Below are 24,802 nucleotides of genomic sequence, written 5' to 3'. Positions count from 1 at the left end.
TCGCACCTCTTCTCTCAAAGCAAACCTATTCTCCCGCGTAGGCTCGCAGTAAATATTGGTTGATTGTTGCCTTGATTCTTTCCAGGCGACCAGAAGAATGCGTCACTTCATTCATCTCTAATGCATGTTTTTCTAATTTATGAAAATCTGTTTTTCCTTGGACAATCTCTAACCCAATTCCATCCGTATAGCTTTGGTAGCGTTCCTCAACTACTCCTTCAAGCACGTTATCATCAAGCAACTTTTGTGCCACGCGCAGGCCGACAGCAAAAGCATCCATCCCTGCAATGTGTGCATGGAAAAGGTCCTCTGCTTCAAAGGATCCTCTGCGAACTTTGGCATCAAAATTCAAGCCACCACGTCCAAGCCCACCGTTTTTCAGAATTTCATACATTGCCAGTGTAGTAGAATACAAGTCTGTCGGGAACTCATCTGTATCCCAGCCAATTAGTGGATCACCTTGGTTTGCGTCAACTGAACCAAGCATATTGTGTATTCTTGCATAGTGAAGTTCATGTTCAAAAGTGTGGCCAGCAAGCGTAGCATGGTTTGCTTCTATGTTGAATTTAAAGTGATCTTGTAGATCATAATTTTGTAGGAACGCATAACCTGTCGCCACATCAAAGTCATATTGGTGTGTCGTTGGTTCTTTTGGTTTTGGTTCAATTAGGAATTGTGCGTCAAAGCCAATTTCCTTCGCATAGTCAACGGCCATCTGGAAGAAACGTCCTAAGTTATCCATTTCCAATTTCATATCTGTATTGAGCAGTGTCTCATAACCTTCTCGGCCACCCCAGAAAACATAATTCTCAGCGCCAAGCTCTTTTCCGATCTCCAATCCTTTTTTCACCTTGGCAGCCGAATAAGCAAAAATATCTGCACTATTTGAGGAAGCAGCACCATGAATAAATCGAGGGTGGGTAAAATTGTTTGCCGTATTCCATAAGAGCTTTGTTTTACTGTCTTTCATATAATCTTTCATTAAGCTCACAATGGTATCGAGATTTTTATTGGTTTCTCGAAGACTACTACCCTCTGGGGCAATATCCACATCGTGAAAACAGAAAAACGGGACATTCAATTTTTCAAACAGCTCAAAAGCTGCCTCTAAGCGGGCTTTTGCTAAGTCCATTCCTGTGTACTTATCCCATGGTCGTTGCATTGTGCCAGCCCCAAATGGATCGGAACCATCCATCGTAAAGGTATGCCAATATGCCACACCAAATCGGAGGATTTCCTCCATCGTTTTCCCACCTAGTTTTTCTTCCGGGTTGTAGAATTTAAATGCATAGGGATTTGTTGAAGTAGCTCCCTCGAACTTAATATGATTAATCTCTTTAAAATAAGTCGTCATTGTTTCACCTCTATAAGTTTAGTAGTAAAAATTCCTTACTCTTAGTATGCGCGTGATTTTTCCTTGTTTTTATATGAACTATCATGATGTGATGCCCATTATTTATATTGGCGTTTTGACCACTCCTCCCGCCTATTTAGTTTATTCATTAAACAAAGTATAAATTTATATGTAAGCGATGTCAACATTATCTTTCGTCTTAACTATTAATTAATCCGTTTACCTGACTACATTATATTTGTGATAAAATGGTTACACTATATTTAATCAATAAACAATGAGGGGAATTTTATATAAAATGAAAACTGGTGACCTGACATTAGTGAAGCAGATTAATAAATCAATCGTTTTAAATGAAATTGAAAAAAAAGGCCCTATTTCCAGGGCGCAAATATCTAAAGATACAGGATTAAATAAAACCACAGTTTCTACCATGGTCAGTGAACTAATCGAGGATAAGCTTGTTAACGAACTAGGTCAGGGGCAGTCTAGTGGTGGAAGAAAACCCGTCATGCTTTATTTTAACACTCACGCTGGTTATGCTATTGGTATTGACCTTGGGGTGAATTATATTTTAGCGGTATTGACAGATTTGAGTGGCGAAATAGTAGAAGAGGAATCCGTCCCTCTTTCAGACCAAAGTGCTGAGGAAATTATGCAGGCTTTACGTTCCCTTATCCGTTCGCTAATCGAGAAATCACCTGATAGTCCCTATGGTGTTGTCGGAATAGGTATCGGGGCTCCTGGCATTGTTGATCCAGAGGGCCTTATCCTCTTCACTCCATATTTAGATTTAAATCAAGTTAATCTGAAGCAAATCCTAGAAGACGAATTTAATATCCCTACCTTAATAGATAACGAGGCGAATACAGGAGCACTAGGAGAGCATCTTTACGGTGCTGGAAAAAATGCTATGAATCTTATCTATGTAAGTGTCGGAATTGGAATCGGTACTGGGATTATTATCAACGGCCAACTTTATAAAGGTGCAACAGGTATATCAGGAGAAATGGGGCATCTTACAATTGAAGTAAATGGGAGAAAATGCAGCTGTGGAAACCGTGGATGTTGGGAACTGTATGCCTCGGAAAGTGCTTTGTTAACGGAAGCAAAAAAATTAGAATACTTTAAGGATACTTCTTCCATAACATTGGATCATATAGAGTCAGAGGCCAAAAAAGGAAATAAAGACGTTTTGAGACTGTTGCATACCATTGGAGAATATAATGGGGTTGGTTTAGTCAACATAATCAACACATTTAACCCCGATATGCTTATCATTGGAAACAGAATGGCCCGCTTTGAAAATTGGATAATGAATCCGATAAAAAGTGTACTAGACGACAGACTTTCCGTTTTTCATGGTAACGCTGTGAACTTAACTGTCTCCTCCCTTGGAAAATATTCAAACGCTTTGGGAGCGTCAGCCTTTGTTATTTCAAAATTCCTGGATATAAATCGGGTTAAGGTGATATAAGTGAATTTGCTTAAAGATAAGAAAAGCACCAGCTTTGTACTGGTGCTTTTCACATGTGCATTCCCTTCTACTTCGCCTCTACACTACTTCGATTAGAAAACGCTCTAAATTGAGATTGATAGAAAATATGGTCTTTTGTAAACTTGGTTGGACTGTCAAGGCCGGCAATAGCTGCCAGCTCAAACAATCCTTGCCTTAAGGTTACCAAATAATTACATACCCGATATTTCTTCTCTTCTATAACCAATGCTTCCTGTAGCTTTTTATCTGTTGTTGCCACCCCAACGGGACATGTATTCTTATGGCAAACTTGCGACATAATGCACCCAGTACTAATCATAAACCCTCTTGCAATATTGACCAGGTCTGCACCTAAGCATAATGCCATTGCGATTTTATCAGGGGTTAGCAGCTTCCCTGAGGCAATAATTTTGGTCCTGTGACGAATCCCAAATGCTTCCAGGCATTCATGAACCAACGGAATGGCAGTAAAAGCAGGGAGTCCAACTGAATAAGCTAGCTCGTAGTAGGACGCGCCTGTTCCGCCCTCTCCTCCGTCTACGGTGATAAAGTCTGGCACAATATTATTTTCATTCATAGCTTTAACTAGTTTCTCAACTTCTGCTTCATTACCTGCCACAATCTTGAGCCCGACAGGCTTCCCTCCGGATTCACGGAGTTCTTGCAGAAAGTGTAACAATTCCTCTGCTGTGTTAATACCAGGAAACCTGTTTGGACTGTCGATATCTTTCCCTTCTTCTACATTTCGCACTTCCGCGATTTCTTTGGTGACCTTCTTCCCATCCACATGGCCGCCTCGCGTTTTAGCTCCTTGGGCGAGTTTTAGTTCAAAGGCTTTTACTTGGGGTGTTTGCGCCTTTTTCTTAAATTCCTCAAACGAAAAATTTCCATCGTCATCTCGCACCCCGAACAAACCAGGACTAATTTGCATGATGATATCTACATTACCCTTTAAATGATAGGGAGATAAACTTCCTTCCCCCGTATTCATCCAGGTGCCACCTGCCATTCCTAACCCTTTTGAAAGGGCAGTAATAGCATTTTCACCAAGCGATCCATAGCTCATCGCTGATTGTCCGATGATTCCTTTTAAATAAAAAGGCTCCTTAACCGTATTTTCACCTAAGATTACCCGCTCCTCATCGGGAAGCAACGCCGGCTTAATTTGTGATTCCTTTCGTTTTTCCTTTCTACTAAACAGGTTTTCTTCTTTTACTTCATAGATTTGTGTAGAAATAGTAGGCTTATTCTCTACTTTTATTTCTTCATCCATCTTGGGAAGCATACTGTTAACAAGGTAATAGTCATTCTCTTTAAAGTCCTTCTCGGCGCCATATCCTAACAAGCTTGATTGATATTTCCCTGCTTTATTCACATATTCGAATTGTTTTCTATTAAATGGCTTTCCTTCTCTATCGTTATTAAATAAGTATTGTCTTAATTCAGGCCCCATCTTTTCAAGGATATACCGCATTTTGCCTAAAAGTGGGTAATTCTGTAACACAGAATGCTCCTCTTGCTTCCTATCATGAACATATAGCCTAATGATTAGGAAGACAGGGACGATAATCACAATTGCTAAGAGACTTATTAAGATAATCGCAAAAACATCATCCATTTCCTATTACTCTCCTTTATACAAATCATCCAGCTATTGTAAGCAAACGATCTAATCCCTAGTTTAGGAATTAGATCGTTGACATTATATTAAAATAGTCGCTTTAATACGGTTTTTAATGGAGGCATGTCAAAGTTCCCTTCACCCTCTATCAGCTTTTTCAACATATGCTTGGAATAGGATCTTGCTTGATTCCATTCAATTTTTCCTGGTAATGGAGCACGTTCTTTTATATCCACATCGATAATAGTTGGTTTATTATTTGCTTTTGCGGACTCAAGTGCTACTTGCAACTCTTCTTGTGTGGTAACTTTATATCCTTCGCCCCCACTAATTTTGGCAAATTCCGCATAGTTCATGCCTTGCAAGTCTGTTTGGTACGGAATATTTCCCATTTGTTCTTGTTCATATTTGATCATACCGATTTTTTCATTGTTGAAGACAAGGATATTAACTGGCAATTGGTATTTAACTGCTGTAAGAAAGTCCTGCATACCCATGGAAAATCCGCCATCGCCACAAATAGCCCATACTTGTTTTTCCGGGTTGGTTAATTTTGCTGAAATGGCACCTGGTAAACCACAGCCCATTGTTGCTAACCAGCTTGAGATAACGAAGTCCTGATTTGTCATACGGAAAAATCCTGCGAACCATGACGTAACATTTCCTACATCAACGGAAAGAATCGCATCATCTTCTACAACACGATTTAATTCATGCATAACTTGTGGACCTTGTAAGGCTTCTCCTTCTTTTGCCTCTGCAATCTTATCTACATGCTCCCACCAGTTTGCCATGTTTTTTTGACATGCATCTAGGAAGGAACGGTTTTTCTTATAAGATAGCTGTTCATTAAACCGCGCTAAAATTTCTTCTGAAGAACCGACAAGTCCTACCTCTGTTGGATACCACTTCCCTATTTTTGCAGGATCAATATCGATTTGAATTGCCGGGACATCATCAGGCAAGAAATCACGATACGGGAAACCTGTTCCAACTAAAATAAGCAGGTCTGTTTCTTCCATTGCTTCATAGGATGGTTTGGTACCTATTTGTCCTAAGTTCCCTAAGTTATACGGATGCTCATCTGGGAGCACTCCTTTACCAGGTAAAGAGACAACAACAGGGGCCGCGATTTTTTGTGCAAATTCTTCTAGTTGCTCCCGTGCAGAGAGTGCACCTCTACCAGCAAGGATGACTGGCTTTTCCGCTTGCTGTAACAGTTTAGCAGCCTGCGCAACATCCTCCTTTTCAGGGAACAGTCGATAATTGCTTTGAACGGTTGAACGCAGCTTATCTTTTTTAACAGACTCTTTAAAAACATCATCCGGGATCGTTAAGACAGCCACACCATTATGCGTTGTTGCTTCTTTAAAGGCCTGTTTAAGTAATGGTTGCACGAGCTCACCAGAAGTTACCCGTTTATTAAACACCGCAACGTCATCAAACATTCGCTCAAGATTTACTTCTTGAAAGTTGTCGGTGCCGACTAGATCTTGCGAAACTTGCCCTGTAATGACGACTAAAGGGGCGCCATCCTCTCTTGCATCATACATTCCGTTTAACAGATGGACAGCCCCTGGTCCGCCGATTGACAAACAAACTCCTACATGATTCGTTAATTTTGCTTCTGCCGATGCAGCAAGCGCACCTACCTCTTCATGTCGCACCTGGATAAACCGGATGTCATCTTCTGCTTTTCGCAATCCTTCGATTAAATTATTTACAGAATCACCCGGATATCCATATACATGCTTAATATTCCAATCTTTTAAAATATCAATAACCGCTTCCGATGCTTTCATTGATAGACTCTCCTTCTTTACTGCTTATTGTTGTTCATGGCTATATAATCACTTCCCTTTCCCATGTGAATAAAACCTTACTTCGTTATTTTGAAAATACGTCGGTCGAAAAATTGGGTTGACAAATGCATCTACTCTGTAATACTATATACCAGTAGTAAGTAATACAGACTACTAACACGTAAGATGTCACGCACAAAAAAGTATCGAAACACAAAAGAGGGATGAATTTGGAAAATATTACAGAAATGCTTAAAGGAGTACTCGAGGGGTGTGTGCTTGAGATTATAAGTCGCGGGGAAACGTACGGCTATGAAATCACGCAACACCTAAGAGATCTAGGCTTTACCGATGTTGTGGAAGGCACGGTATATACGATTACGATAAGGCTCGAAAAAAACAATCTAGTTAACATTGAGAAAAAAAAGTCCACTGTTGGACCGCCTAGAAAGTTTTACACCCTTACCGAAGCAGGCCGAGAGCAGCTTGATCTCTTTTGGGAAAAATGGGGTTTTGTCACAAACAAACTTGAAGAACTTAAAACGAAAGAAATGAAAAGGAGATGACGATAATGAACTTCTTTGAAAAAGTGACCGGTAGTGATATGACGAAAGAAATGAAAAATTTTGAAGCACGAGCTAAACTCCTACCAGCTGAATATCAAACTGCTTGGGAAGAGATCAAAAATAATCTCTGGGTTTACACTGATTTTACCGGACGGAACCTAATGCCGATTCTAGACAGTGCCCTTGAACTACTAGAAGTGACAGCAGCAGATGGCCAAACCGTCGAAGAAGTACTAGGTAATGATATTAAAGGCTTCTGCGCAGCACTTGTTGGAGACGACGGGGGAAAAACATACAGAGATAAGTGGCGTGACCAACTCAACCAAAACGTATTAAGAAAATTAGGAGGGCTTAAATGAGTATTAAAAAAATAATTGAAGGTAAAAAAGAATGGAGAGCCCATGTCTCACGTGTTAAATCACTTCCTCAAGACTACCAAATTGTATATAAAGAGATCCAAAAATATCTTTTCAAAGTCGGTCCCGTTGAGCTGGGTGAAGGTATTGGATTGCTATCTGAAATTCTCGCCTTCTTTGAAGAAGGGGTAGCTGCAGGCAAGGGTGTGCTTGAAGTTACAGGAACAGATGTTGCTGCATTTTGTGATGCGCTAATTGAAGACTCCAAAACATACGCGGATCTCTATCAAGAGTCGGTCAAGCAAAAAATTGATAAAAAGAAGTAATTAAATTGAGTCTCATAAGCCGTTGGAAAAGTGTACATTCAATAGATCATTAAGGCTGGGTAGTTGGTTATAAATTCGAGTTGTTAACCTTCATTATTCAGTTTTATTTTTAGACCAGTAGTCGGTATTACTGCATACCAGTAACACTAAGTAGATAGTAGCAATCTAACTCTGTAAGCTATGTCTACAGGTTATAGGCAATGTTCCGAATCACTGGTTTGCTAGCCATTTTATAAGGAGGAAGATAAATGAGCACTACTGCGATTTCAGTAAAGGGCCTTAAAAAGTCCTTTAAAGACAAAGAAGTGTTAAAAGGATTAAATTTTGAAGTACAAAAAGGAGAAATTTTTGCTTTGTTAGGATCAAATGGAGCGGGTAAGACAACAGCCGTGAACATCCTATCAACACTGCTAAATCCGGATGCCGGTCAAGTAAATATTAGCGGGTTTGACGTTCAAAGACAAGCCGATCATGTTCGCCAAAGCATCAGCCTAACAGGACAGTTTGCGGCATTAGATGGCATGCAAACCGGGCGGGAAAATCTGGTGATGATTGCCAAGTTGCGGGGAGTTTCCAAGCCAACTCAAATCGCTAACGAACTACTTGCAAGATTTAACTTAACTGATGCGGCCAACCAGCGTGCAGATAAGTATTCAGGGGGAATGAAGCGTAGGCTTGATATCGCTATGAGCCTAATTGGGAAGCCTGAAGTGATTTTTCTCGATGAACCAACCACAGGACTTGACCCTGAGGCACGGATTGAGGTATGGAATACCGTCAAGGAGCTTGCCAACGGGGGTACGACTATCTTATTGACAACTCAGTACCTTGAGGAAGCCGAACAATTAGCGGATCGTATCGCGATTCTGCATGGCGGCAAAATCATCACGACTGGAACCCTTGCCGAACTTAAGGAGATGTTTCCGCCAGCGAAAGTGGAATATATCGAGAAGCAACCAACATTGGAAGAAATCTTCCTTGCCATAATCGGCAAAAAGGAGGAGATTTAGATGAACAGGAAAACAGGGGTGTTACTTGGGCGTTTAATGCGTACCATCATGCGTAGCCCAGATACAATTATCACAGTGGCAATTACACCAATTATGATGATGTTGTTGTTTGTCTACGTGTTTGGCGGAGCGATAGAGACAGGAACCGAAAATTATGTTAATTACCTGTTGCCGGGAATCTTGCTGATCACGATCGCATCAGGTGTCGCTTATACTTCTTTGCGCTTATTCACAGATGTACAGAGTGGATTGATGGCACGTTTCTTTACTATGCCAATAAAGCGTTCTTCGATACTGTGGGCCCATGTATTGACTTCACTTGTTTCCAATGCACTTACTGTATTGGTGGTTATTCTTGTAGCACTTTTAATGGGCTTCCGTTCTAACGCTACCATCATTGAATGGCTCATAGTTGTTGGGATACTCGGACTGTTTACTTTGGCGCTGACATGGCTGGCAGTCATTCCTGGATTAACTGCAAATACTATGGAAGGGGCAACTGCATTTTCGTACCCACTCATTTTTCTACCGTTTATCAGCTCAGCATTCGTCCCCACCGAATCCATGCCTAAAATCATTCGTATATTTGCTGAAAACCAGCCAGTGACTTCAATTGTGAATGCGATCCGCACTCTTTTGTATGATGGCACTATCAGTAATGGTATCTGGATTGCGCTTGCCTGGTGTGTCGGGATTATGGCCATCGCTTACTTTATCGCCGGTAAAGTATTCAAGCATAAGTTAATATAGTTTCGAAGAGTGTGTAATCTGGATAAAAACGAAGTTCTGTTAGTAGCAAGGAAATGTTAATTTGTTGAAAGCCTAGTGCCTTTTTTTGGGGCATTAGGCTTTTAAACTTCTGCTACAGAACAAAACTAAACGTGGTACACAATTTAGAACATCCCTTGGCAACATGGTCTCATTACACTCCATCCTTAACAATTTGTCTCTTCGCCCTTTACCATCTTACCGCTTTGATCATCAATATAATCCGTGCCAAACTCACAAGCTGCATCAATTTCCCACTCCACTTTATACTCCCCAAAACGATGACTCACAGCTTTTATTTCAGCTTCTTCACTGCCTCGTGAATGACTTTCTAAAACGATAGATACAGCCTCATCCTCTGATATCTTAGGGCTTTCACAACTAGTAAATATTAAAAGGATGAGTACAAGCATGACCATAAAGGTTAATTTTCTCACTATATAATCCCCCTCCTTATGCTAATTTCAATATTACTTCTTTAGCCCGCCTTCCTCCTATCTGTATAGATTACTTTAAAGTTGTCTTTAGCTGCTCATGCTTAACTTCCAATATATACTTTTTATTCGATTTACATAAAAAAGGGTAGCCCGCCATAACCAGTGAGCTACCCTTCTTTAAAAATACCTACTCCTTCATCGACCCAGAAGTTAACCCCGACACAATTCTTCGTTGGAAGAACAGTACCAGTATCACAATTGGAATCGTCACAATTACCGTTGCTGCGGAAATATCGCCCCATGGTACAGAATATTGACTCTGGTACATGGAAATCCCTACTGGGACGGTGCGCCATGCATCATCACTATTAATCGTCAGAGAGAAGAGATACTCATTCCATGCTGCGATAAACACAAGGATCCCTGTCGTGAAGACTCCTGGCGCTGCCAAAGGAAAGATAATTTTCCGGAATGTTTGGAAGGGACTTGCTCCATCCAATTTGGCAGATTCCTCTAGCTCGAATGGAATCTTTTTAAAGAAAGTTGCCAGAATCCAGATCGATAATGGAAGACTGATTGTAATATAAGGAATTACTAATCCTAGATAACTGTTTCGCAGACCCAAATCTGTTACTAAATTAAAGATCGGGGAAATAATCGCGATCTGGGGAAACATAGATGCTGCGAGCACTATCCCTAGTATAAGACCTTTCCCCTTAATCGGCAGTCTTGTCACAGCGTATGCTGTAAAAGCTGCAAAAGCTAGTGATACAATAGTTGTTAAACCAGAAACGACAAAGCTATTTAGCATATACCGTAGTAATGGGCGATTTGTCAAAGCTGCATCATAGGAATCCAAGGTCGGTGATGTAGTAAACCAGCGGAAGGATGAAAAGATCTCTCCGACAGGTTTAATGGAGGTTAAAAAGACCCAGATAAACGGAAACATGACGAGAAAGACAAAGGCTGTCAAAAAGATATAAAATCCGATTCCTGCTTTTTTATTCATCTGTTTCCCCTCCTCATTTTGTACGACCTGCAAATAGATCGGATCCGATTAATTTAACAAACAGAAAACTAATGAGCGCTACACATAGGAAAACGATAACGGAAAGAACCGAACCTTCTCCAAAATTCTGCTGCGCAAAGAGTGTTTTATAGGCATAAACCGAGATAGACTCGGTCGCATTCGCCGGTCCACCGCCTGTTAGCACATAAATTAAGTCAAATACCCGGAAGGCATCCAAACTTCTGAATAATAGTGCTACAAGAATAGAAGATTTCAAGAGTGGTAGGGTGATGCTCCAAAATTGCTGCCATTTATTCGCTCCATCCACGTTTGAGGCTTCATAGAGCGGTGCTGGTATAGTTTGCAATCCTGCTAAAAGCAGCAAAGCCATATACGGTGTTGTTTTCCACACATCTGCTAGGATGATAGAAAACATTCCTCCATCTGCAGTGGATAATAACCACGAAGCACCTGGGATAAGGTTAAATACCTCCATGTAGTGCGACACAATCCCGGATTGGCCATCATATAAAAAGCCCCACATCATGGCAGCTACTGCTGTCGGTATCGCCCAAGGAATTAACACAGATGCTCGGACAAGTCCTCTCCCTTTAAAGGCCCGGTTGATTAACAGCGCTACTGCAAGTCCGATTACAAGCTCAAGCGCTACGGTTACGACAGTAAAAAATGCCGTATTACCTAAAGCTCCCCACATTCTCGAGTCTTTCAAGTATTTAGCGTAATTTGCTAAACCAATAAAGTTTGATTCTAAAATATTTTCGGATGTAGCACCTAGTAAATCAGCAGTCTGGGTGATCGTTGACGCTACTTCTTCATTCGGCGCCTGCTCTGCGGCCTTCATTAACTCATTCTGTGCATTGGTTAAAGTATCCCTGTATTCCGATGCAAAATCATTATCCAAATCGGCATATTTGAGCTCATTGTCTCTGACAGGGGTATAGCTTGCCAGCATTTCATCAATTTTTTCGACCTTTTGCTTCATTTCTTCATCCTGAATTAATTCCGCATGAAACCCTTCAATATCTTCTTGGATAGCTGTCGCTGTGGCGGCTAATTCTTCATTCTCACTGCCCAACGTTTCCAGCTGGCCTTCAATATAAAAATGATTATCGACATAACGTTCTAAATCAATTGTGGATCCTAACATCAGTTGTGATCTTGTCGGGTCGTTTAGCCTGTAATCAAACAAGCTATTATAAAAGGATTGTGCAACCGGCCACAGTACGACTGCAATAACTAATAGAAGTGATGGAAGCACCATGGCATAACCGAGCTGTTTCTCATTTAGTTGAAAGCCACGCCGATTGTTTTTTTTCATCCTGATCCTCCTTGCTCATGTTTGCTTAATAGAAAAGCAAGATGAGCAACTTGCTCCTCATCTTGCTTTATTCAAGTTATTCCGCCATGGCGGCTTCCATTTTCTCCTGCATGTTTGCAGCTGCATCTGCTGCAGACTGTTCACCTGTTAAAGCTTTTGATAATTCAATTTGCATAATGTCAGAAATTTCCGGATAGATTGGTGTTACAGGACGCGGTACTGCTGACTGCAATACTTCTCTAAATTCCGGGTTAGCAAATAAAGAACTAACATCCTGAACTTCTGGATCTTCGTACAATTCTGCTATAGTAGGAGCACGTGCGCCTTCAACAGCGGAGATTTTTTGACCTTCTGGACCAGAAATGAATTTCACAAACTCCCACGCTTCTTCAGGATGTTCGGAGTAACGGTTAATCATCGTCATCCATCCACCAAGAGCTGAAGCACTTCCTTCATCACCAGCTGGGAGCATTGCCATTTCCACATTGTCTACGATGGAGGAACGTTCCTCATCATTAGAAGAAGACATTAGATATGGCCAGTTTCTGGCAAATACCGCTTTTCCTTCGATCCAAGCGTTTTCTGTTTCCGTTTCCATGAAATTAAGAATGTTATCAGGAACAAAATCTGATCCTACAACTTCCTGCATTTTTTCAATTGCTTTGACTGTCTCTGGACTATCCACTACAACGTTATTGCTTTCATCCACGACCTGCCCACCATAGGAAGCAATATATTCAATCGCATTTGTAATTAATCCTTCATATTGTGCTGCTTGCATAAGGTAACCAAACTCAGTTCCTTCTTGCCCCTGAAGCTCTTGCGCTTGGCTTATCAGTTCATCCCATGTTTTAGGTGGTTCTTCTACAATATCAGTACGATAGTAGAATACTCCCGCATCTGTAAATTGCGGCATCGCCCATTGTCTTCCATTAAATTTCCCTGCGGCAACGGTGCCGGGGAAATAAGAATCCATATCTATGCCATCTTTTTCAATGAAACGATCTAGCTCTAGTGCATAATTCGCTTGAGCAAATTCTGCTGGCCAGATTACATCCGCATTGAAAACATCAATTTCCGTACTTTGCGAACTGAACGTAGTTACATATTGGTCATGAGACTGACCCGTGTCTGCTGGCATCTCCCGTTGTTCCACTTTAATATTAGGATGTGCCTCTTCAAATGCTTTAATAACAGCATCTGTAGCCGGTGTCGTATCCACCCCACGTGCATACACGATTGTAACTTGTTCATCTTCTGTTGCTTCCTCTGCGTTTTCACCAGAATCTGTGTTTTCCTCTCCATCCGTGCTTGATGTTTCTTCCCCTTCACTATTACATGCTGCTAAAAATACTGCCAACGAGATAACCAATAATGACCAAATGACATAACGTTTGAACTTCATGCTTTTAACCCCCTTGGTATAGTAAACATTTCCTACGTGTGAAAACGTTTACATTTGACTTTATAATATACACTGCAACCCAATATGTCAACCTGTTTTTCGAATTTTTGGTGAATTATTTTGCCACTTACCCATCCCAACGAAAGAAAGAATTAGTTACGGAAGAAGCCCCCTTCTGAATTGATCACCTGGCCTGTAATCCATGCTGCTTCATCACTCGTAAGAAAGGCAATTAACCTTGCAGCATCATCCGGCAGGCCAATTCGCTTTGTCGCAAATTTTGGTTCCAACTCCTCTTTTAGCTCCTCAGACATCCAGCCAGTATCTGTCGGACCAGGATTAACGGCATTCACTGTAATGCCAAGATATCCGATCTCTGCTGACAAAGAAAGGGTAAACGCAGAGATGGCTCCTTTTGTTGCTACATATGCCAACTCTTCCAGCATGGGACCCTGCGCCTGGCCTGAGGTCATATTAATAATTCTTCCAGCTTGCATTTGCTTTTTTTCAAATCTGCGAGCAAATTCGACACATAACAAAGATACTGAACGAATATTTACCGCATAGTGCGCATCCAACGTTTGGGCATCCAGCTGCTGGTAGCCATCTCGTGTGGAATATGCTGCATTATTTACTAAAATACATGGAAAATCGAGCGCCTCCTCTGTTGCGTTTAGAACTTTTATTGCGGCATCAGAATTTGCCAAATCAATCGATGCTCCTTCACACCTTACGCCATATTGCGTGATCTCTGCTTTAAACTGTGCCTCCCATTTTTCAGAGGCTTGCCAATGCGTAAAAAAAATATCATGCCCAGCTGCAGCCAATCGTTTGCATGCTGCTGCCCCGATTCCGTTTTCATGGCTAACCCCTGTTACCAATGCCGTTCCTTTTTTCATATGATTCTCTCCCTTATGTAGAATCTCGTTTTATGAGCTTATGCTCTAGTACTCTACTATTTACAATAACCCCACTGATTTCATCCATAATCATCTCAGCTGAAATACAACCCATTTCATACATTGGCTGCGCGATCGTTGACAATGTAGGGAACGCCATATCCGAAAACGTAATCTTATCAAAACCAATAATGGCAATATCCTCTGGTACTTTCTTCCCCAGTCTATGAATCTCCTTTAATGCCCCAATCGCATAGACATCTGACACTGCAAACACGGCAGAAGGGCGATCGTTGAGTTGTAAGAGCGTCCTAATTGCCTTTTGTCCAGCTCCAAATCGGAGATGTTCCGCGTTGTAAACCCACTCGTCACGAATTGGTAATCCGTGTTTCTGCATTGCCTTCTCATAACCATTTTGTCGCTGTCTGGCATACAAAAATCGTTCATCAGAATTAATCAGTGCGATTTTTCGGTGTCCTGACTCGATTAGATGTGTAACAGCATCATATGCTGCTTGTTCATTATCAATCGTCACATACGGAATAGGGCTCTCTGTATCATATTCACTGCACTGGACAACCGGGTAACTCTCTGCAAGTTCCAACAGTTTATTTTTATTTACTGAGGGGTCCATGGATATAATTCCTTCTGCTAGCCTGTTGCGAAGAAGGTTAAAATAAATGGCTTCCCGCTTTGGATTGGAATCCGTCTCACAGAGCAAGATATTGTAGCCTCTTGCAATAGCGGTATCCTCGATCCCATTAATAATTTCAGTGTAAAATGGGTTGGAAATACTCGGAAGCAGTACAAGCAACAGATTGCTTTTTGAGGTTCTCAGGTTTCTGCCCAATACACTAGGTGCATAGTTCAACTCGCTAATCGCCCACTCTACCCGGGTCCTTGTTTTCTCTGCTACTCGCTTATTCTCATTCACCACCCTGGATACCGTCGCAACCGAGACCCCAGCTAACTTCGCCACATCATGAATCGTCACCATATCCCTCACCCATTTCTTTTTGTAAACGTTTTCATTCATCGTAAGTTGAAATCCAAATTGTGTCAATAGGTGAATAGAAGTAAAATGGGGATTTTTTCTTGGTGGGGTGGTTGGAGGGGATTTGGTTATCGGTCGATGCGCTCTTGCTCTCGGGCGATATTCTTTTGCTCTAAGGCGATGTCCTCTCGCTCTTGGCTGATAATCACACTCTCATTCTCAACCTATCAGCCGAAAAGCACCCTCTCTACAAATAAGCTGCAATAAACTCCAATGTTTTATCCGTGTAGCTATTCATACTCATATCATGGCTAGAAAAAGGATAGACTTCCATGCTTTTGGGAGCATGTATCAAATTATATACACCATAGCTCGGCTGAGGTGGGCAAATAATGTCACGTAGGCCAATAGCGAATCTTGTTTGGCATGTTATTTGCTCTGCTAGATTGACATGGTCAAAATACGACAGGGTTTCATAAACCTGCTCTGTAAGTTGTGGATTCTGTCGCAGGAAGTTCTCGACTATTGTTAAAGAACCTTCAAATTTCTGCTCCATTGCCAGCGGGATATCACACATGTTTGGCATATCCGCCACAGCAAGCTTAGGTCGATCATCCAATGCAGCAACCGCAAGCGTGATTCCTCCCCCCATACTGCCGCCAATTACACCAATGCGTTCAGCATCTATCTCTTTCCTCGTACAGAGAAAGTCGATTGCTCTGACAGCATCTATATATACATTTCGGTAATAATATTCGTTTTTATCTAGTATCCCTTTTGTCACCCAGCTTCCAGTAACATCTGAAGAATAAAGCGCAGCATCGCCACTTTCTCCATGACCTCGGCTATCTACCGCCAGCACTGCGTACCCTTGGATCAGCCACTGCATATACTGTGCAACAGATCCTTTATTCATTCCATACCCGTGGAAGAAAAGTAGACAAGGTAACTTTCCCTCTGTATTCTGGGGCAATAAATAGTGGGCGTGAATCGGAGTGCCGCCGAAACCCTGATAAACAACACGCTGAACTTTTACTTGTTTAATAGGATATTCTCTTTCTGACATTGTCGCTGATAAGGGTTGTCTACTTGATTCTAGCAAGGACTTATCCCAGAATGCCTTATGATCAGATCGCTTAGTTGATGTAGGTATGTAGGTTTTTAATTGTTCTACGGTTCTTTGAATATGTTCCATTTTTCTCGCTTCCTTTCGTCCTTGTTTCGACAGATAGCCAAAAAATATTACCCGGGAAATAAATAGCGAATCCTGTTTGCAATATTTCCGCGAATCACTGTCTTATTTGTCCGTATTATATTGGAAAGAGCTCTTTTGTGCCTCTATAAGTTACAATGTCGTTAGTGTATCTAGCATTTTCTCGTCTTTTAGCGAAGGCTTCGTTTACTTCAAAATTCCATCAGCTTCATTCTATCTTACTGGCTTAACTTTATGCCTACGAAACCTACAAAAAATCATCTTTTGCAACAATTTAAAAAAACATAGATTTCCATCTGCATCAAAAGGGTAGTATACTAAAAGCAGGATGTTGCGAGAGGAGAATCGAATTGCAAAAAACGTTTTCAATTAAGACAACACGTCACGCAGATATGCTCGACATTACGAGCAAGCTTGAAGAATGGATCTATGAAACAGGTGTCGAGGAAGGGATCCTCGTCGTTTCCTCTCTGCATACCACAGCGGGAATTACCGTCAATGAAAATGCGGACCCTGATGTAAAAACGGATATGCTTATGCGCCTTGACGAAATTTATCCATGGGATCATGCTAAGGACCGCCATGCAGAAGGAAACACAGCTGCCCACTTAAAAACAAGCACAGTCGGTCATGCCCAAACCCTTATCGTAGCTGAAGGAAAACTGGTACTTGGTACTTGGCAGGGTGTCTATTTTTGCGAATTTGATGGTCCACGAGAAAGAAAATATCAGGTTAAATTAATAGCAGCAGATTAGAAATTTTATGTTTTCCTAATAATATATTAGAAAAAGCATGGCCACCCAAAGGAGCCATGCTTTCTTTATTATGAGAGACGAACAGAAGTCCCTGTTTCACTACTTTTATATATGGCTTCGATAATGCGAGAGACTTCAAGTGCCTCTTCTGGTTTTACGACTAGCTCCGCATTCCCTAAACAACTATCGACAAAGTTATGGGCCTGCGCGATACCCGCTTCATTTTCATTATGATCCGCTTTCGTTGTCGTTGTCATAAAGGTTCCGTGTTTTGGCTGATAAAATTCCAATGGATAGAGATTCAGACCACCATCAACGCCAGATATGCTCAGATGTCGCTTATCTTCTTTGATATTTGCGGACCATGAGCATTCTAAAAACAACGACGCTCCGTCTTCGAATGTAATATAGGCTGATACATGGTCATCCACATCAAATGTTTCGGTATCAAATACGCCCCAATCATTTATTTGATTAGGTGTTTTACTAAGACGGTTATATGTTCTGCCACTAACTTCAACAGGTTTTGGACCATTAAGCAACCAAAGGGCTAGGTCAAGCATATGGCAGCCATAGTCTATTAGACTACCGCCCCCTTGTAATTCCTTGTTTGTGAAGACGCCCCAACCAGGAACTTTACGACGTCGCATTGCTTCCACACGGGTTACAAGTGGATCGCCTACTTCTTGATTAAGTACTGCTTTTTTGGCCACCTGTGCTGGTTCAGTGAACCGGTAATGGTAAGCTATGGCTAATTTTTTCCCTGACTTGCGGGAAGCGTCCAGCATGCGCTGGCATTCCTCTGCAGTCATAGCCATCGGTTTTTCACACAACACATGAACTCCTGCTTCCAGTGCAGCTACTGCGATGTCTGCATGAAATTTATTTGGTGTACAAATGGTTACCGCATCAACCAAATCAAACAGATCCGTATAGTTATCAAATACTTGTGTGATGCCAAGCTTTGATGCTACTTCATCTGCCCTTTCTTTATTCACATCCTGTACTGCTGTGATCTCGACTTTCTCTTGCATTTGAAGATATGCGGGGATATGCCTGCCCTGCGCTATCCCGCCTACTCCGATAATTCCCATTTTAAGCATGTATGTTAACCCCTTTATTTAAAAATAAGCAAGCACAAAATTATTGCTAAGAACTGTCCATTAACAAGAATGGCCACGTCCATCTCCAGCCCCCAAAATAGGCGCTGGAGATTTTAAATTATCCGCAAATTCGCTTTGTCTCAGCTGATTCTAACGCATTCAAAATAACTTCTAGTGATTTCTTTCCATCCTCACCATCAATTGGTGGGTTTGTGTTTTCCGTAATACTTGTAATAAAGTGATGGATCACCTTGGAGGTCGTCTGCCCACCACTATCATTTGTTTGGATACCACCAAGCTCATACTTCACAACTTCTCCGCTCACATATTGTGCAACTAAGGAGAAGTTCGGGTCATCTTCCAATCGAAGTGTTGCCTTCTCTCCGTAAATAACCGTCGAATTATCCTCTTTAGCGGAATATGCCCAGCTTGCTGCCAAGGTTCCGACAACCCCGCTGGTAGATTTTAAGATACAAACTGCATTATCGTCCACGTCAGAACCTTCTTTTGCTGCGCTTTCTACAAATCCCGCAACTTCTGTAAATTCTTCTCCAAGCAAGTAGCGCATAAGGTCCGCTTTATGGACACCTAGGTCGCCCATTGCACCGATAAACGCTTTTTCCTTTTGAAAGAACCAGCTATCTTTTCCGTCTACGCTCCATCCTTCAGGTCCACCATGGCCGAAAGCAGTACGGAAGCTGTATATTTTTCCAATCTCGCCTTGCTCAATTAATTCCCTTGCCTTCTGATGTGAAGGTACGAAACGCTGATTATGCGCGATCATGAGCTTCTTCTCGTTTTTGTTAGCAGCATCAATCATTTGCTGCGCTTCCTCACGAGATGTCGCCATTGGCTTTTCACATAACACATGACATCCTGCTTCCAGTGCTGCGATGGATACTGGTGCATGTAAATAGTTAGGTAGACATACACTCACAGCATCCACTTCTTCTTCTTTTAACAGTGTTTCATAATCTGTATAAGCAGTTGCTCCGTACTTTTCTGCTGCTGCTTTTGCGCGTTCCTCCACAATATCGCAAACTGCTGTAATCTCGACTCCTGGCTGTAGACTATACTCAATTAAATGGCGATGCTTTGCAATGCTTCCACATCCGATTACTGCTACTCGAACTGCTGTCATGTTATTTTCTCCCCTTTATTTCTTTGTGATTTTCTCTAATGGCTGGTGGTTTCCACGAACAGGCTCCGGTGTATTCGTATTGGCTGCCCATTTCACACCATTGATGATAACTTTTTGAATTTCCTTATTATGGTAAGTGGGATATGTTTCATGTCCAGGACGGAAATAGAAAATCTTCCCACGGCCACGCTTAAAGGTTGCTCCACTACGGAAGACTTCGCCGCCTTCAAACCAGCTAATGAATACTAATTCATCTGGTGCTGGAATATCAAAATGCTCTCCATACATTTCTTCTTTTTCTAACTCAATGTATTCCCCAATGCCTTCCGTAATTGGGTGGGTCGGATCTGCTACCCATAGTCTTTCTTTTTCATCCGCTTCTCGCCATTTCAAGTCACAGCCAGTACCCATCAGCTTCTTAAATACTTTGGAAAAGTGAGCCGAATGAAGAACAACTAACCCCATGCCATCAAGTACGCGTTGCTTCACTTTTTCAGCGACCTCTTCGGTAACCTCTTCATGGGCCATATGTCCCCACCAAACTAAGACATCGCTTTCATTTAAGACCTCATCTGTCAATCCATGCTCTGGTTCGTCAAGCGTTGCTGTTTTTGTATCATAACCGGCTTCTTCTAGAAAAGATGCTAGTTGCCCATGGATCCCTTCTGGATAAATCTCGGAAACTTTCTCATTTGTTTTTTCATGGCGATTCTCATTCCAAACCGTAACTTTCATTTTTAAAAACTCTCCTTCTGTCTAAATATAGCGCTTACTTTTTACTTATCTATGATTATATCATTTTCTTTAATGCTTCTACATTTTTCTTTGCACTAACTAATGGGTCACCTGTGAAATGCTCTTGCTCTACGATAAACCACTCCACATTGTGATCAAGCCCTGATTGAATTAATTTATTCATATCTAGTGTGCCTGTGCCTATTTCAGTAGAGATCTTTTCTCCATTTTCTACTTTAATGTCTTTTAAATGAAGGGAGATACAACGTGTTTTATAATCACGGATAATCTTGTTCGGATCATGTCCTGCATAGGTTGCCCAAAAGCAATCTAGCTCCATTTTTACCAACTCTGGATCGGTGTTTTCAAATAATAGTTCAAATCCAGTCGTTTCTTCTATTCTATCAAACTCAAAAGCATGATTATGATAGCCAAATTGAAATCCTGCTTCTTTCAGTTCTTTCCCAATTTGATTAAATAATTCTGCTGTTTGTAAGTAGCCCGCTTTATTTTCACGCATGGAGTCGGGCAGGTATGGACAAATGATTAAGTGATTCTCAATAGCTTCATGGTAGCGCATAACCTCTTGCAGGTTATTCTGTAGTTGATCGATAGGTACATGCGCCCCAGCTGGTCTGAGCGTTGCTTTATGGAGCGTCTTTTGCACATCTTCTGCTGATGCATCATAAAAACCGGCAAACTGTACGCCTTCATAACCGAGTTCCCCAACGTCTGTAAGTAATTTTTGAAAGTTTGCTTCAGCAGAATCCCTTACTGTATAAAGCTGTAATCCAATTTTCCCCATATGATCCTCTCCTTTTCTAATAATTTTAGTTTAACAGATGGTCATCCTGGGTAATAGTATAATACCCTTAAAACCTTCCCTTTTTAAATAATGTAATGGAGAAAACCGGACGATACCAGTATGGATCGCCCGGTTTTCTTTTTTTAGATCACGGCTTGTATGGAGTTAACGCACTTTGTATTACCCTTCTTACACAAACACTTCAATCGTATTGTCATCTGCTTCAAGTGCTTGGTCCAATTGTTCACGCGGGATGCGTATTCCACCCGCTCGGTATGGGTTAATAAGCTCTGTTGCTTCACTAATCGCACCATTAATTAGCACTTGCTGCTTCTCAGCATTTAAGTGGTAAACGAACGTTACAGGCTTGTCATTCCACGTATACGTGAAACGCAGACCATCCAGACGTTCAGGTAGTACAGGGTCGAGGATAAGATCGCCGGCAAATTGGCGTACGCCTAATGTATTGGCGATCAGTTGATTCATGTAGATTCCCGGGCCGCTTGAGTATATGCGCCAGCCACCTTTCACCTTCACAGAACCGTCTCGTAATTTACCAAATTGCTCTTGTGCTTCATAACGAGTCTTAAAGTCTCCGTCTGAGCTACTGAAGTAAGCATTGCTCTGACGCAGCTCTGCGTTTGGCACCACATCTTGGATTGCGATCGGGTTAATGACAGCCAATCCATCCCATGTTTCGTCACCATATCCGAGCTTCGCCATCGCTTCCACATACCGAATATGTGCATGGACATACTGAAGGCCAATTTCCCGACCAAAGTTGGACGCCTGCTCTGCCCGCTTAAAATGTGTGCTCACACCACCTTTATAGTTTGCCGGGCGGTTCATTAAGCGAACACCATCTGGGAAGAAAAGATGCTTTTTAATAATGTCATAATGTGATTCTGCCTGTTGTAATGTAAACAACTCACTAATGATGCTTTGTTGCATAGGCAGCAGTCGATAATTAATCCCCGTTTTTTCATCGGTAGGGTGCAGCATTCTTTCCACTTCCCCTGGCTCTTCCATGTAAACAAAACCTGGGATAATGTCTGTTTGCATTAGGAAGTCATTGAAATCACGCTTGATCCCTTCTACCAATTCCTGTGTTTTGTTTGCCGTTTCTTCATCTACATCTTTCAACACATTTGTCATCTTGCGCAATGCTTCATACGTCAATGCGACAGTCCAGCTGCTTGCCATATATTTCTTTAAGTTCTGGTTCGCAGGCTGCAGGGTGTCGTCCCAATCCCCATCATCATATGCTGACAAATACGTATCATGTAGAAAATGTGCTTTGATGTAGTCCATTTCTTTCTTCAAATGATCAAGCAGTGTTGCTTTTTCTTCGGTAAATTCATACGTATTGCGATCTGTATACGGAATCTTTTCCTGTAAAATTGCTGTATCGCCAGTTGCCTCAATATAATCACATACGACCTTCATCGGCCAAACGATAATATCTCCATGGCTGTCATCCTGCTGAATCTTGTTATATTTATCAAACATAAACCACTGTGGCCAGTTACCCGTATCCTCATATTGGTGCGCAAAGACCGTCTTAATGATATCTCTTACCGTTTCATAGTGCTGGGTTGCCATGAAATACTCGGCAGGTCCTTGGCTGACGTCCCTTGTTCCCCAAGCAGCACCACCGTATTGCTCCAGGCCGTGCGGGACAGAGAAATGTACCAGCATATTATGGGTATACCACCATGCAAGGGTATTTACCTTCTCTATTTCTCTTACATCCTGCTTGTTTTCCTGTTCTAAATGGAAGCCTTGCATCACTTCTTTGTAATAGGAACGATAATCTTTAACGACGTCTGTAAAAAGGTACGGTGCAGGACGGCGCTTTTCGCCATAAAGATCACCAGATATGATCATCGTCCACTTGGATGTTGGCTGTAGTTCTAGAACAACAAGGGAAGCACTGCCAGGTTCAACATTCTCAGCGAGTACCCTCTCATCTTTCACATCGATTTCGGTTCCGATAACCTGCATGGTATACGTGAGATCTGGGTACGTTTCTTTACTACCAGCTTCCTCACTAGCTGTGAAGGTTAGCATATTGCCGTCAGTAGCCAGCTCGTATGGAACTTCATATTCGTTGTTCTGCATCGTCGCCTGGTTTGTCACAAGGAAGCGATATGCTTTCCCTTGTTTTGAGGTCACATCAAGTTGAACATCTGCTGTATCAACCATCGTAAAGGTGGTAACCGTCACAACATCATCCTGTAGCTTGTAAATCCAGCGGGCATAGTTAAAGCCAATTTCGAATAAGGAAGGCATTGTTAGCAAACGGAACTCCCCGTCTACCTCTAGATAAATTCGTTGCCCAGATGTCTTCATTCGATTTAGTGGGTTTCTAGCATTGGACAGCATTTTATTCATATTTGTATTTCCAATCGAAATTTGCGAATTAAATAATCCGTACATGTAAACGTTGGTGGTGATCGTCGTATCTTTGACCACATCATTATGACCACTCATTAAAATATGGCCATGTGGGCGCTCAACTGCTAATTCCTTTTGTTGCAAAACGACATGCTCATGAATTGGGGTGAAAAAGGAAAGAAGCCCCGCATCCGTTTTTTCCTCAAGGCGTCGTGCTGGATAGTAGGACGCAATCTCTGCTTCTGTCAGTTCCTCGGCAGCCAGTGGTGCACCAATTGTGTTTGCTTTTTTGACTTCCGGAAGTGCTGTACCTTGTCCTGCTTCCTCAAGATTATCCCACGCCTGCTGTACAAGGCTCTCTGCAACCGCCTCTGTTACTGCAGCTTCCTGGTTTTCTTGAAATAGTCCGTAAAAGACAAATTGTTGCTGACCATTTAGTTGTAATTTTTCAGATTGAAGGGCTGTATAAGCAAATTCATATTGATACACTTCGTTTGCCAAGCTCTCCTTGTTCAAGACCTCAGGTTGATTTGTTTTGCGATAGCTTTTCCCGAAAAATTGAAAGCCGTCTGTCGAGTAGCCGACTGTTTTGCCAAGTGCCCCTTGCTGAATATACGGAAAACCACTCTGCATCGGCTGGTTTTGTCTTGTCGCAATCGTGTAGCCATTTTGATTTTCAAATATTTTGTGGTCCATGTACTGGGACATATAGGCCTCATTGGAGCGGACTGCTCCTTTATCGGCAAGACCTAAGTCTTGTCCGTAGACAAGGTCCACTTCTTTCCCTTCCCCTTCTAACTCTACATTCCAAAACCACATGTTGTCTGTCGCCAATTGGAAGGTGACGGTGTAATCGATCCCAGCAGCCTCTCCCTTCCATTGCATGCCATTCTCTAGCTGGCTAAATGTGCTAGTTGATGCCACTCCAAGCAATGGAAATGCTTGTATTTCATTGTTTGTATGCACTCGTAAGTAAATGTTATTTAGGGAGCCATCAATTGGGTTCGCCATAAGCTGATTAATTAATGTTTGGTTGTGCGTTACTTCGAAAATATCCCCGCTGTTTAGGAACGTAACCTGTAAATCTCCTTTTTGCATAGGAATGTAGGTATTAGTTAGCTTCATGAAGCATTCTCCTTTTTCTTATGTCTAGTCACTATATGGAATCGTGTTAGAAGAGCTCGCGTGTTGGATGATGTTTTCACTCTCAAAGCCGATGCACTTTGTCTCAAAGGCGATGTTTCGGAGCTCTTGGCCGATATTTCTGCT

22 protein-coding genes are annotated in these 24,802 nt (G+C 41.8%); 7 read left to right on the top strand and 15 right to left on the bottom strand.

Annotated features, from left to right (window positions below; genetic code table 11):
• Nucleotides 1–25: 25 nt before the first annotated feature.
• Nucleotides 26–1,354, bottom strand: coding sequence for a xylose isomerase (xylA, locus tag ACTWPF_RS03625; RefSeq protein WP_106897896.1), 1,329 nt, complete (start codon nt 1,352–1,354; stop codon nt 26–28).
• Between the two features lie 298 nt (nt 1,355–1,652).
• Between xylA and ACTWPF_RS03620 the strand changes: the two genes are divergently transcribed.
• Nucleotides 1,653–2,831 (top strand): ROK family protein, encoded by a 1,179-nt coding sequence (locus ACTWPF_RS03620; RefSeq protein ID WP_443148310.1) that lies wholly within the window; start codon nt 1,653–1,655, stop codon nt 2,829–2,831.
• Nucleotides 2,832–2,898: 67 nt separating this feature from the next.
• Here ACTWPF_RS03620 and ACTWPF_RS03615 read toward each other — a convergent pair whose 3' ends face one another.
• Nucleotides 2,899–4,470, bottom strand: coding sequence for an FMN-binding glutamate synthase family protein (locus ACTWPF_RS03615; protein ID WP_443148309.1), 1,572 nt, complete (start codon nt 4,468–4,470; stop codon nt 2,899–2,901).
• An 89-nt stretch (nt 4,471–4,559) separates the two neighbouring features.
• Complete coding sequence (locus ACTWPF_RS03610; protein ID WP_443148308.1) at nt 4,560–6,275, bottom strand: pyruvate oxidase; 1,716 nt, start codon at nt 6,273–6,275, stop codon at nt 4,560–4,562.
• 230 nt (nt 6,276–6,505) lie between these two features.
• Here ACTWPF_RS03610 and ACTWPF_RS03605 point away from each other — a divergent pair, with 230 nt between their 5' ends.
• The 5 genes from ACTWPF_RS03605 (at nt 6,506) to ACTWPF_RS03585 (ending at nt 9,283) form a co-directional block, all read left to right on the top strand.
• A complete protein-coding gene (locus tag ACTWPF_RS03605) occupies nt 6,506–6,841 on the top strand; it encodes a PadR family transcriptional regulator (RefSeq protein ID WP_036576088.1) in 336 nt (111 codons plus the stop codon).
• A gap of 5 nt (nt 6,842–6,846) precedes the next feature.
• Nucleotides 6,847–7,200: a DUF1048 domain-containing protein gene (locus tag ACTWPF_RS03600; protein WP_119574882.1), complete on the top strand. Its 354-nt coding sequence runs from the start codon at nt 6,847–6,849 to the stop codon at nt 7,198–7,200.
• Nucleotides 7,197–7,523, top strand: coding sequence for a DUF1048 domain-containing protein (locus ACTWPF_RS03595; RefSeq protein WP_106897906.1), 327 nt, complete (start codon nt 7,197–7,199; stop codon nt 7,521–7,523). Before ACTWPF_RS03600 ends, ACTWPF_RS03595 begins: the two co-directional genes overlap by 4 nt.
• A 248-nt stretch (nt 7,524–7,771) precedes the next feature.
• Nucleotides 7,772–8,533, top strand: coding sequence for an ABC transporter ATP-binding protein (locus tag ACTWPF_RS03590; protein WP_238018107.1), 762 nt, complete (start codon nt 7,772–7,774; stop codon nt 8,531–8,533).
• The gene (locus ACTWPF_RS03585; protein WP_106897908.1) at nt 8,534–9,283 is read left to right on the top strand and encodes an ABC transporter permease; all 750 of its coding nucleotides are present in this window, start codon (nt 8,534–8,536) and stop codon (nt 9,281–9,283) included.
• A gap of 185 nt (nt 9,284–9,468) precedes the next feature.
• On the opposite strand, the gene ACTWPF_RS03580 is transcribed toward ACTWPF_RS03585, so the two are convergent.
• From ACTWPF_RS03580 to ACTWPF_RS03550, 7 genes are all read right to left on the bottom strand, one after another.
• Complete coding sequence (locus ACTWPF_RS03580) at nt 9,469–9,738, bottom strand: hypothetical protein (RefSeq protein WP_443148307.1); 270 nt, start codon at nt 9,736–9,738, stop codon at nt 9,469–9,471.
• Nucleotides 9,739–9,925: 187 nt separating this feature from the next.
• Nucleotides 9,926–10,747, bottom strand: coding sequence for a carbohydrate ABC transporter permease (locus tag ACTWPF_RS03575; RefSeq protein WP_058949516.1), 822 nt, complete (start codon nt 10,745–10,747; stop codon nt 9,926–9,928).
• Nucleotides 10,748–10,760: 13 nt separating this feature from the next.
• The gene (locus ACTWPF_RS03570) at nt 10,761–12,086 is read right to left on the bottom strand and encodes an ABC transporter permease subunit (protein WP_106897910.1); all 1,326 of its coding nucleotides are present in this window, start codon (nt 12,084–12,086) and stop codon (nt 10,761–10,763) included.
• Between the two features lie 76 nt (nt 12,087–12,162).
• The gene (locus ACTWPF_RS03565) at nt 12,163–13,491 is read right to left on the bottom strand and encodes an ABC transporter substrate-binding protein (RefSeq protein ID WP_106897911.1); all 1,329 of its coding nucleotides are present in this window, start codon (nt 13,489–13,491) and stop codon (nt 12,163–12,165) included.
• 152 nt (nt 13,492–13,643) lie between these two features.
• Complete coding sequence (locus ACTWPF_RS03560; RefSeq protein ID WP_443148306.1) at nt 13,644–14,390, bottom strand: SDR family oxidoreductase; 747 nt, start codon at nt 14,388–14,390, stop codon at nt 13,644–13,646.
• A 13-nt stretch (nt 14,391–14,403) separates the two neighbouring features.
• Nucleotides 14,404–15,387 (bottom strand): LacI family DNA-binding transcriptional regulator, encoded by a 984-nt coding sequence (locus tag ACTWPF_RS03555; protein WP_443148846.1) that lies wholly within the window; start codon nt 15,385–15,387, stop codon nt 14,404–14,406.
• A gap of 244 nt (nt 15,388–15,631) precedes the next feature.
• Entirely contained in the window at nt 15,632–16,579 is a 948-nt protein-coding gene (locus ACTWPF_RS03550; RefSeq protein WP_443148305.1) for an acetylxylan esterase, read from the bottom strand.
• A gap of 368 nt (nt 16,580–16,947) precedes the next feature.
• Here ACTWPF_RS03550 and ACTWPF_RS03545 point away from each other — a divergent pair, with 368 nt between their 5' ends.
• On the top strand, nt 16,948–17,352 hold the full coding sequence (locus ACTWPF_RS03545; protein ID WP_036576133.1) for a secondary thiamine-phosphate synthase enzyme YjbQ: 405 nt from the start codon (nt 16,948–16,950) through the stop codon (nt 17,350–17,352).
• Nucleotides 17,353–17,420: 68 nt separating this feature from the next.
• Here the strand turns inward: ACTWPF_RS03545 and ACTWPF_RS03540 are convergent, their stop codons facing one another.
• The 5 genes from ACTWPF_RS03540 to ACTWPF_RS03520 form a co-directional block, all read right to left on the bottom strand.
• A complete protein-coding gene (locus ACTWPF_RS03540) occupies nt 17,421–18,455 on the bottom strand; it encodes a Gfo/Idh/MocA family protein (protein ID WP_443148304.1) in 1,035 nt (344 codons plus the stop codon).
• A 118-nt stretch (nt 18,456–18,573) separates the two neighbouring features.
• Nucleotides 18,574–19,596, bottom strand: a complete 1,023-nt coding sequence (locus ACTWPF_RS03535) for a Gfo/Idh/MocA family protein (RefSeq protein WP_443148303.1) — start codon at nt 19,594–19,596, stop codon at nt 18,574–18,576.
• A gap of 15 nt (nt 19,597–19,611) precedes the next feature.
• Nucleotides 19,612–20,331, bottom strand: coding sequence for a ThuA domain-containing protein (locus ACTWPF_RS03530; protein WP_106897918.1), 720 nt, complete (start codon nt 20,329–20,331; stop codon nt 19,612–19,614).
• Between the two features lie 55 nt (nt 20,332–20,386).
• Nucleotides 20,387–21,136 carry a sugar phosphate isomerase/epimerase family protein gene (locus ACTWPF_RS03525; RefSeq protein WP_443148302.1) on the bottom strand — a complete coding sequence of 250 codons (750 nt, stop codon included), beginning with the start codon at nt 21,134–21,136 and terminating at the stop codon, nt 20,387–20,389.
• 189 nt (nt 21,137–21,325) lie between these two features.
• Nucleotides 21,326–24,658, bottom strand: a complete 3,333-nt coding sequence (locus ACTWPF_RS03520; protein ID WP_443148301.1) for a GH36-type glycosyl hydrolase domain-containing protein — start codon at nt 24,656–24,658, stop codon at nt 21,326–21,328.
• Nucleotides 24,659–24,802 lie beyond the last annotated feature (144 nt).

Source organism: Oceanobacillus sp. M65, assembly GCF_052246275.1.
GTDB classification, from domain to species: Bacteria; Bacillota; Bacilli; order Bacillales; family Amphibacillaceae; genus Oceanobacillus_B; species Oceanobacillus_B jordanicus.
Note: the sequence above shows the minus strand (reverse complement) of the source record. Positions and strands in the feature narration are given on the sequence as shown.

What these genes read in the sequence shown, in the direction of transcription:
- ACTWPF_RS03620 (WP_443148310.1), top strand. Translation starts at nt 1,653, where the DNA reads ATGAAAACTGGTGACCTGACATTAGTGAAGCAGATTAATAAATCAATC.
- ACTWPF_RS03600 (WP_119574882.1), top strand. Translation starts at nt 6,847, where the DNA reads ATGAACTTCTTTGAAAAAGTGACCGGTAGTGATATGACGAAAGAAATG.
- ACTWPF_RS03565 (WP_106897911.1), bottom strand. Translation starts at nt 13,491, where the DNA reads ATGAAGTTCAAACGTTATGTCATTTGGTCATTATTGGTTATCTCGTTG.
- ACTWPF_RS03520 (WP_443148301.1), bottom strand. Translation starts at nt 24,658, where the DNA reads ATGAAGCTAACTAATACCTACATTCCTATGCAAAAAGGAGATTTACAG.
- ACTWPF_RS03540 (WP_443148304.1), bottom strand. Translation starts at nt 18,455, where the DNA reads ATGCTTAAAATGGGAATTATCGGAGTAGGCGGGATAGCGCAGGGCAGG.
- ACTWPF_RS03530 (WP_106897918.1), bottom strand. Translation starts at nt 20,331, where the DNA reads ATGAAAGTTACGGTTTGGAATGAGAATCGCCATGAAAAAACAAATGAG.
- ACTWPF_RS03590 (WP_238018107.1), top strand. Translation starts at nt 7,772, where the DNA reads ATGAGCACTACTGCGATTTCAGTAAAGGGCCTTAAAAAGTCCTTTAAA.
- ACTWPF_RS03555 (WP_443148846.1), bottom strand. Translation starts at nt 15,387, where the DNA reads ATGGTGACGATTCATGATGTGGCGAAGTTAGCTGGGGTCTCGGTTGCG.
- ACTWPF_RS03610 (WP_443148308.1), bottom strand. Translation starts at nt 6,275, where the DNA reads ATGAAAGCATCGGAAGCGGTTATTGATATTTTAAAAGATTGGAATATT.
- ACTWPF_RS03575 (WP_058949516.1), bottom strand. Translation starts at nt 10,747, where the DNA reads ATGAATAAAAAAGCAGGAATCGGATTTTATATCTTTTTGACAGCCTTT.
- ACTWPF_RS03550 (WP_443148305.1), bottom strand. Translation starts at nt 16,579, where the DNA reads ATGGAACATATTCAAAGAACCGTAGAACAATTAAAAACCTACATACCT.
- ACTWPF_RS03595 (WP_106897906.1), top strand. Translation starts at nt 7,197, where the DNA reads ATGAGTATTAAAAAAATAATTGAAGGTAAAAAAGAATGGAGAGCCCAT.
- ACTWPF_RS03570 (WP_106897910.1), bottom strand. Translation starts at nt 12,086, where the DNA reads ATGAAAAAAAACAATCGGCGTGGCTTTCAACTAAATGAGAAACAGCTC.
- ACTWPF_RS03585 (WP_106897908.1), top strand. Translation starts at nt 8,534, where the DNA reads ATGAACAGGAAAACAGGGGTGTTACTTGGGCGTTTAATGCGTACCATC.
- ACTWPF_RS03525 (WP_443148302.1), bottom strand. Translation starts at nt 21,136, where the DNA reads ATGGGGAAAATTGGATTACAGCTTTATACAGTAAGGGATTCTGCTGAA.
- ACTWPF_RS03560 (WP_443148306.1), bottom strand. Translation starts at nt 14,390, where the DNA reads ATGAAAAAAGGAACGGCATTGGTAACAGGGGTTAGCCATGAAAACGGA.
- xylA (WP_106897896.1), bottom strand. Translation starts at nt 1,354, where the DNA reads ATGACGACTTATTTTAAAGAGATTAATCATATTAAGTTCGAGGGAGCT.
- ACTWPF_RS03535 (WP_443148303.1), bottom strand. Translation starts at nt 19,596, where the DNA reads ATGACAGCAGTTCGAGTAGCAGTAATCGGATGTGGAAGCATTGCAAAG.
- ACTWPF_RS03615 (WP_443148309.1), bottom strand. Translation starts at nt 4,470, where the DNA reads ATGGATGATGTTTTTGCGATTATCTTAATAAGTCTCTTAGCAATTGTG.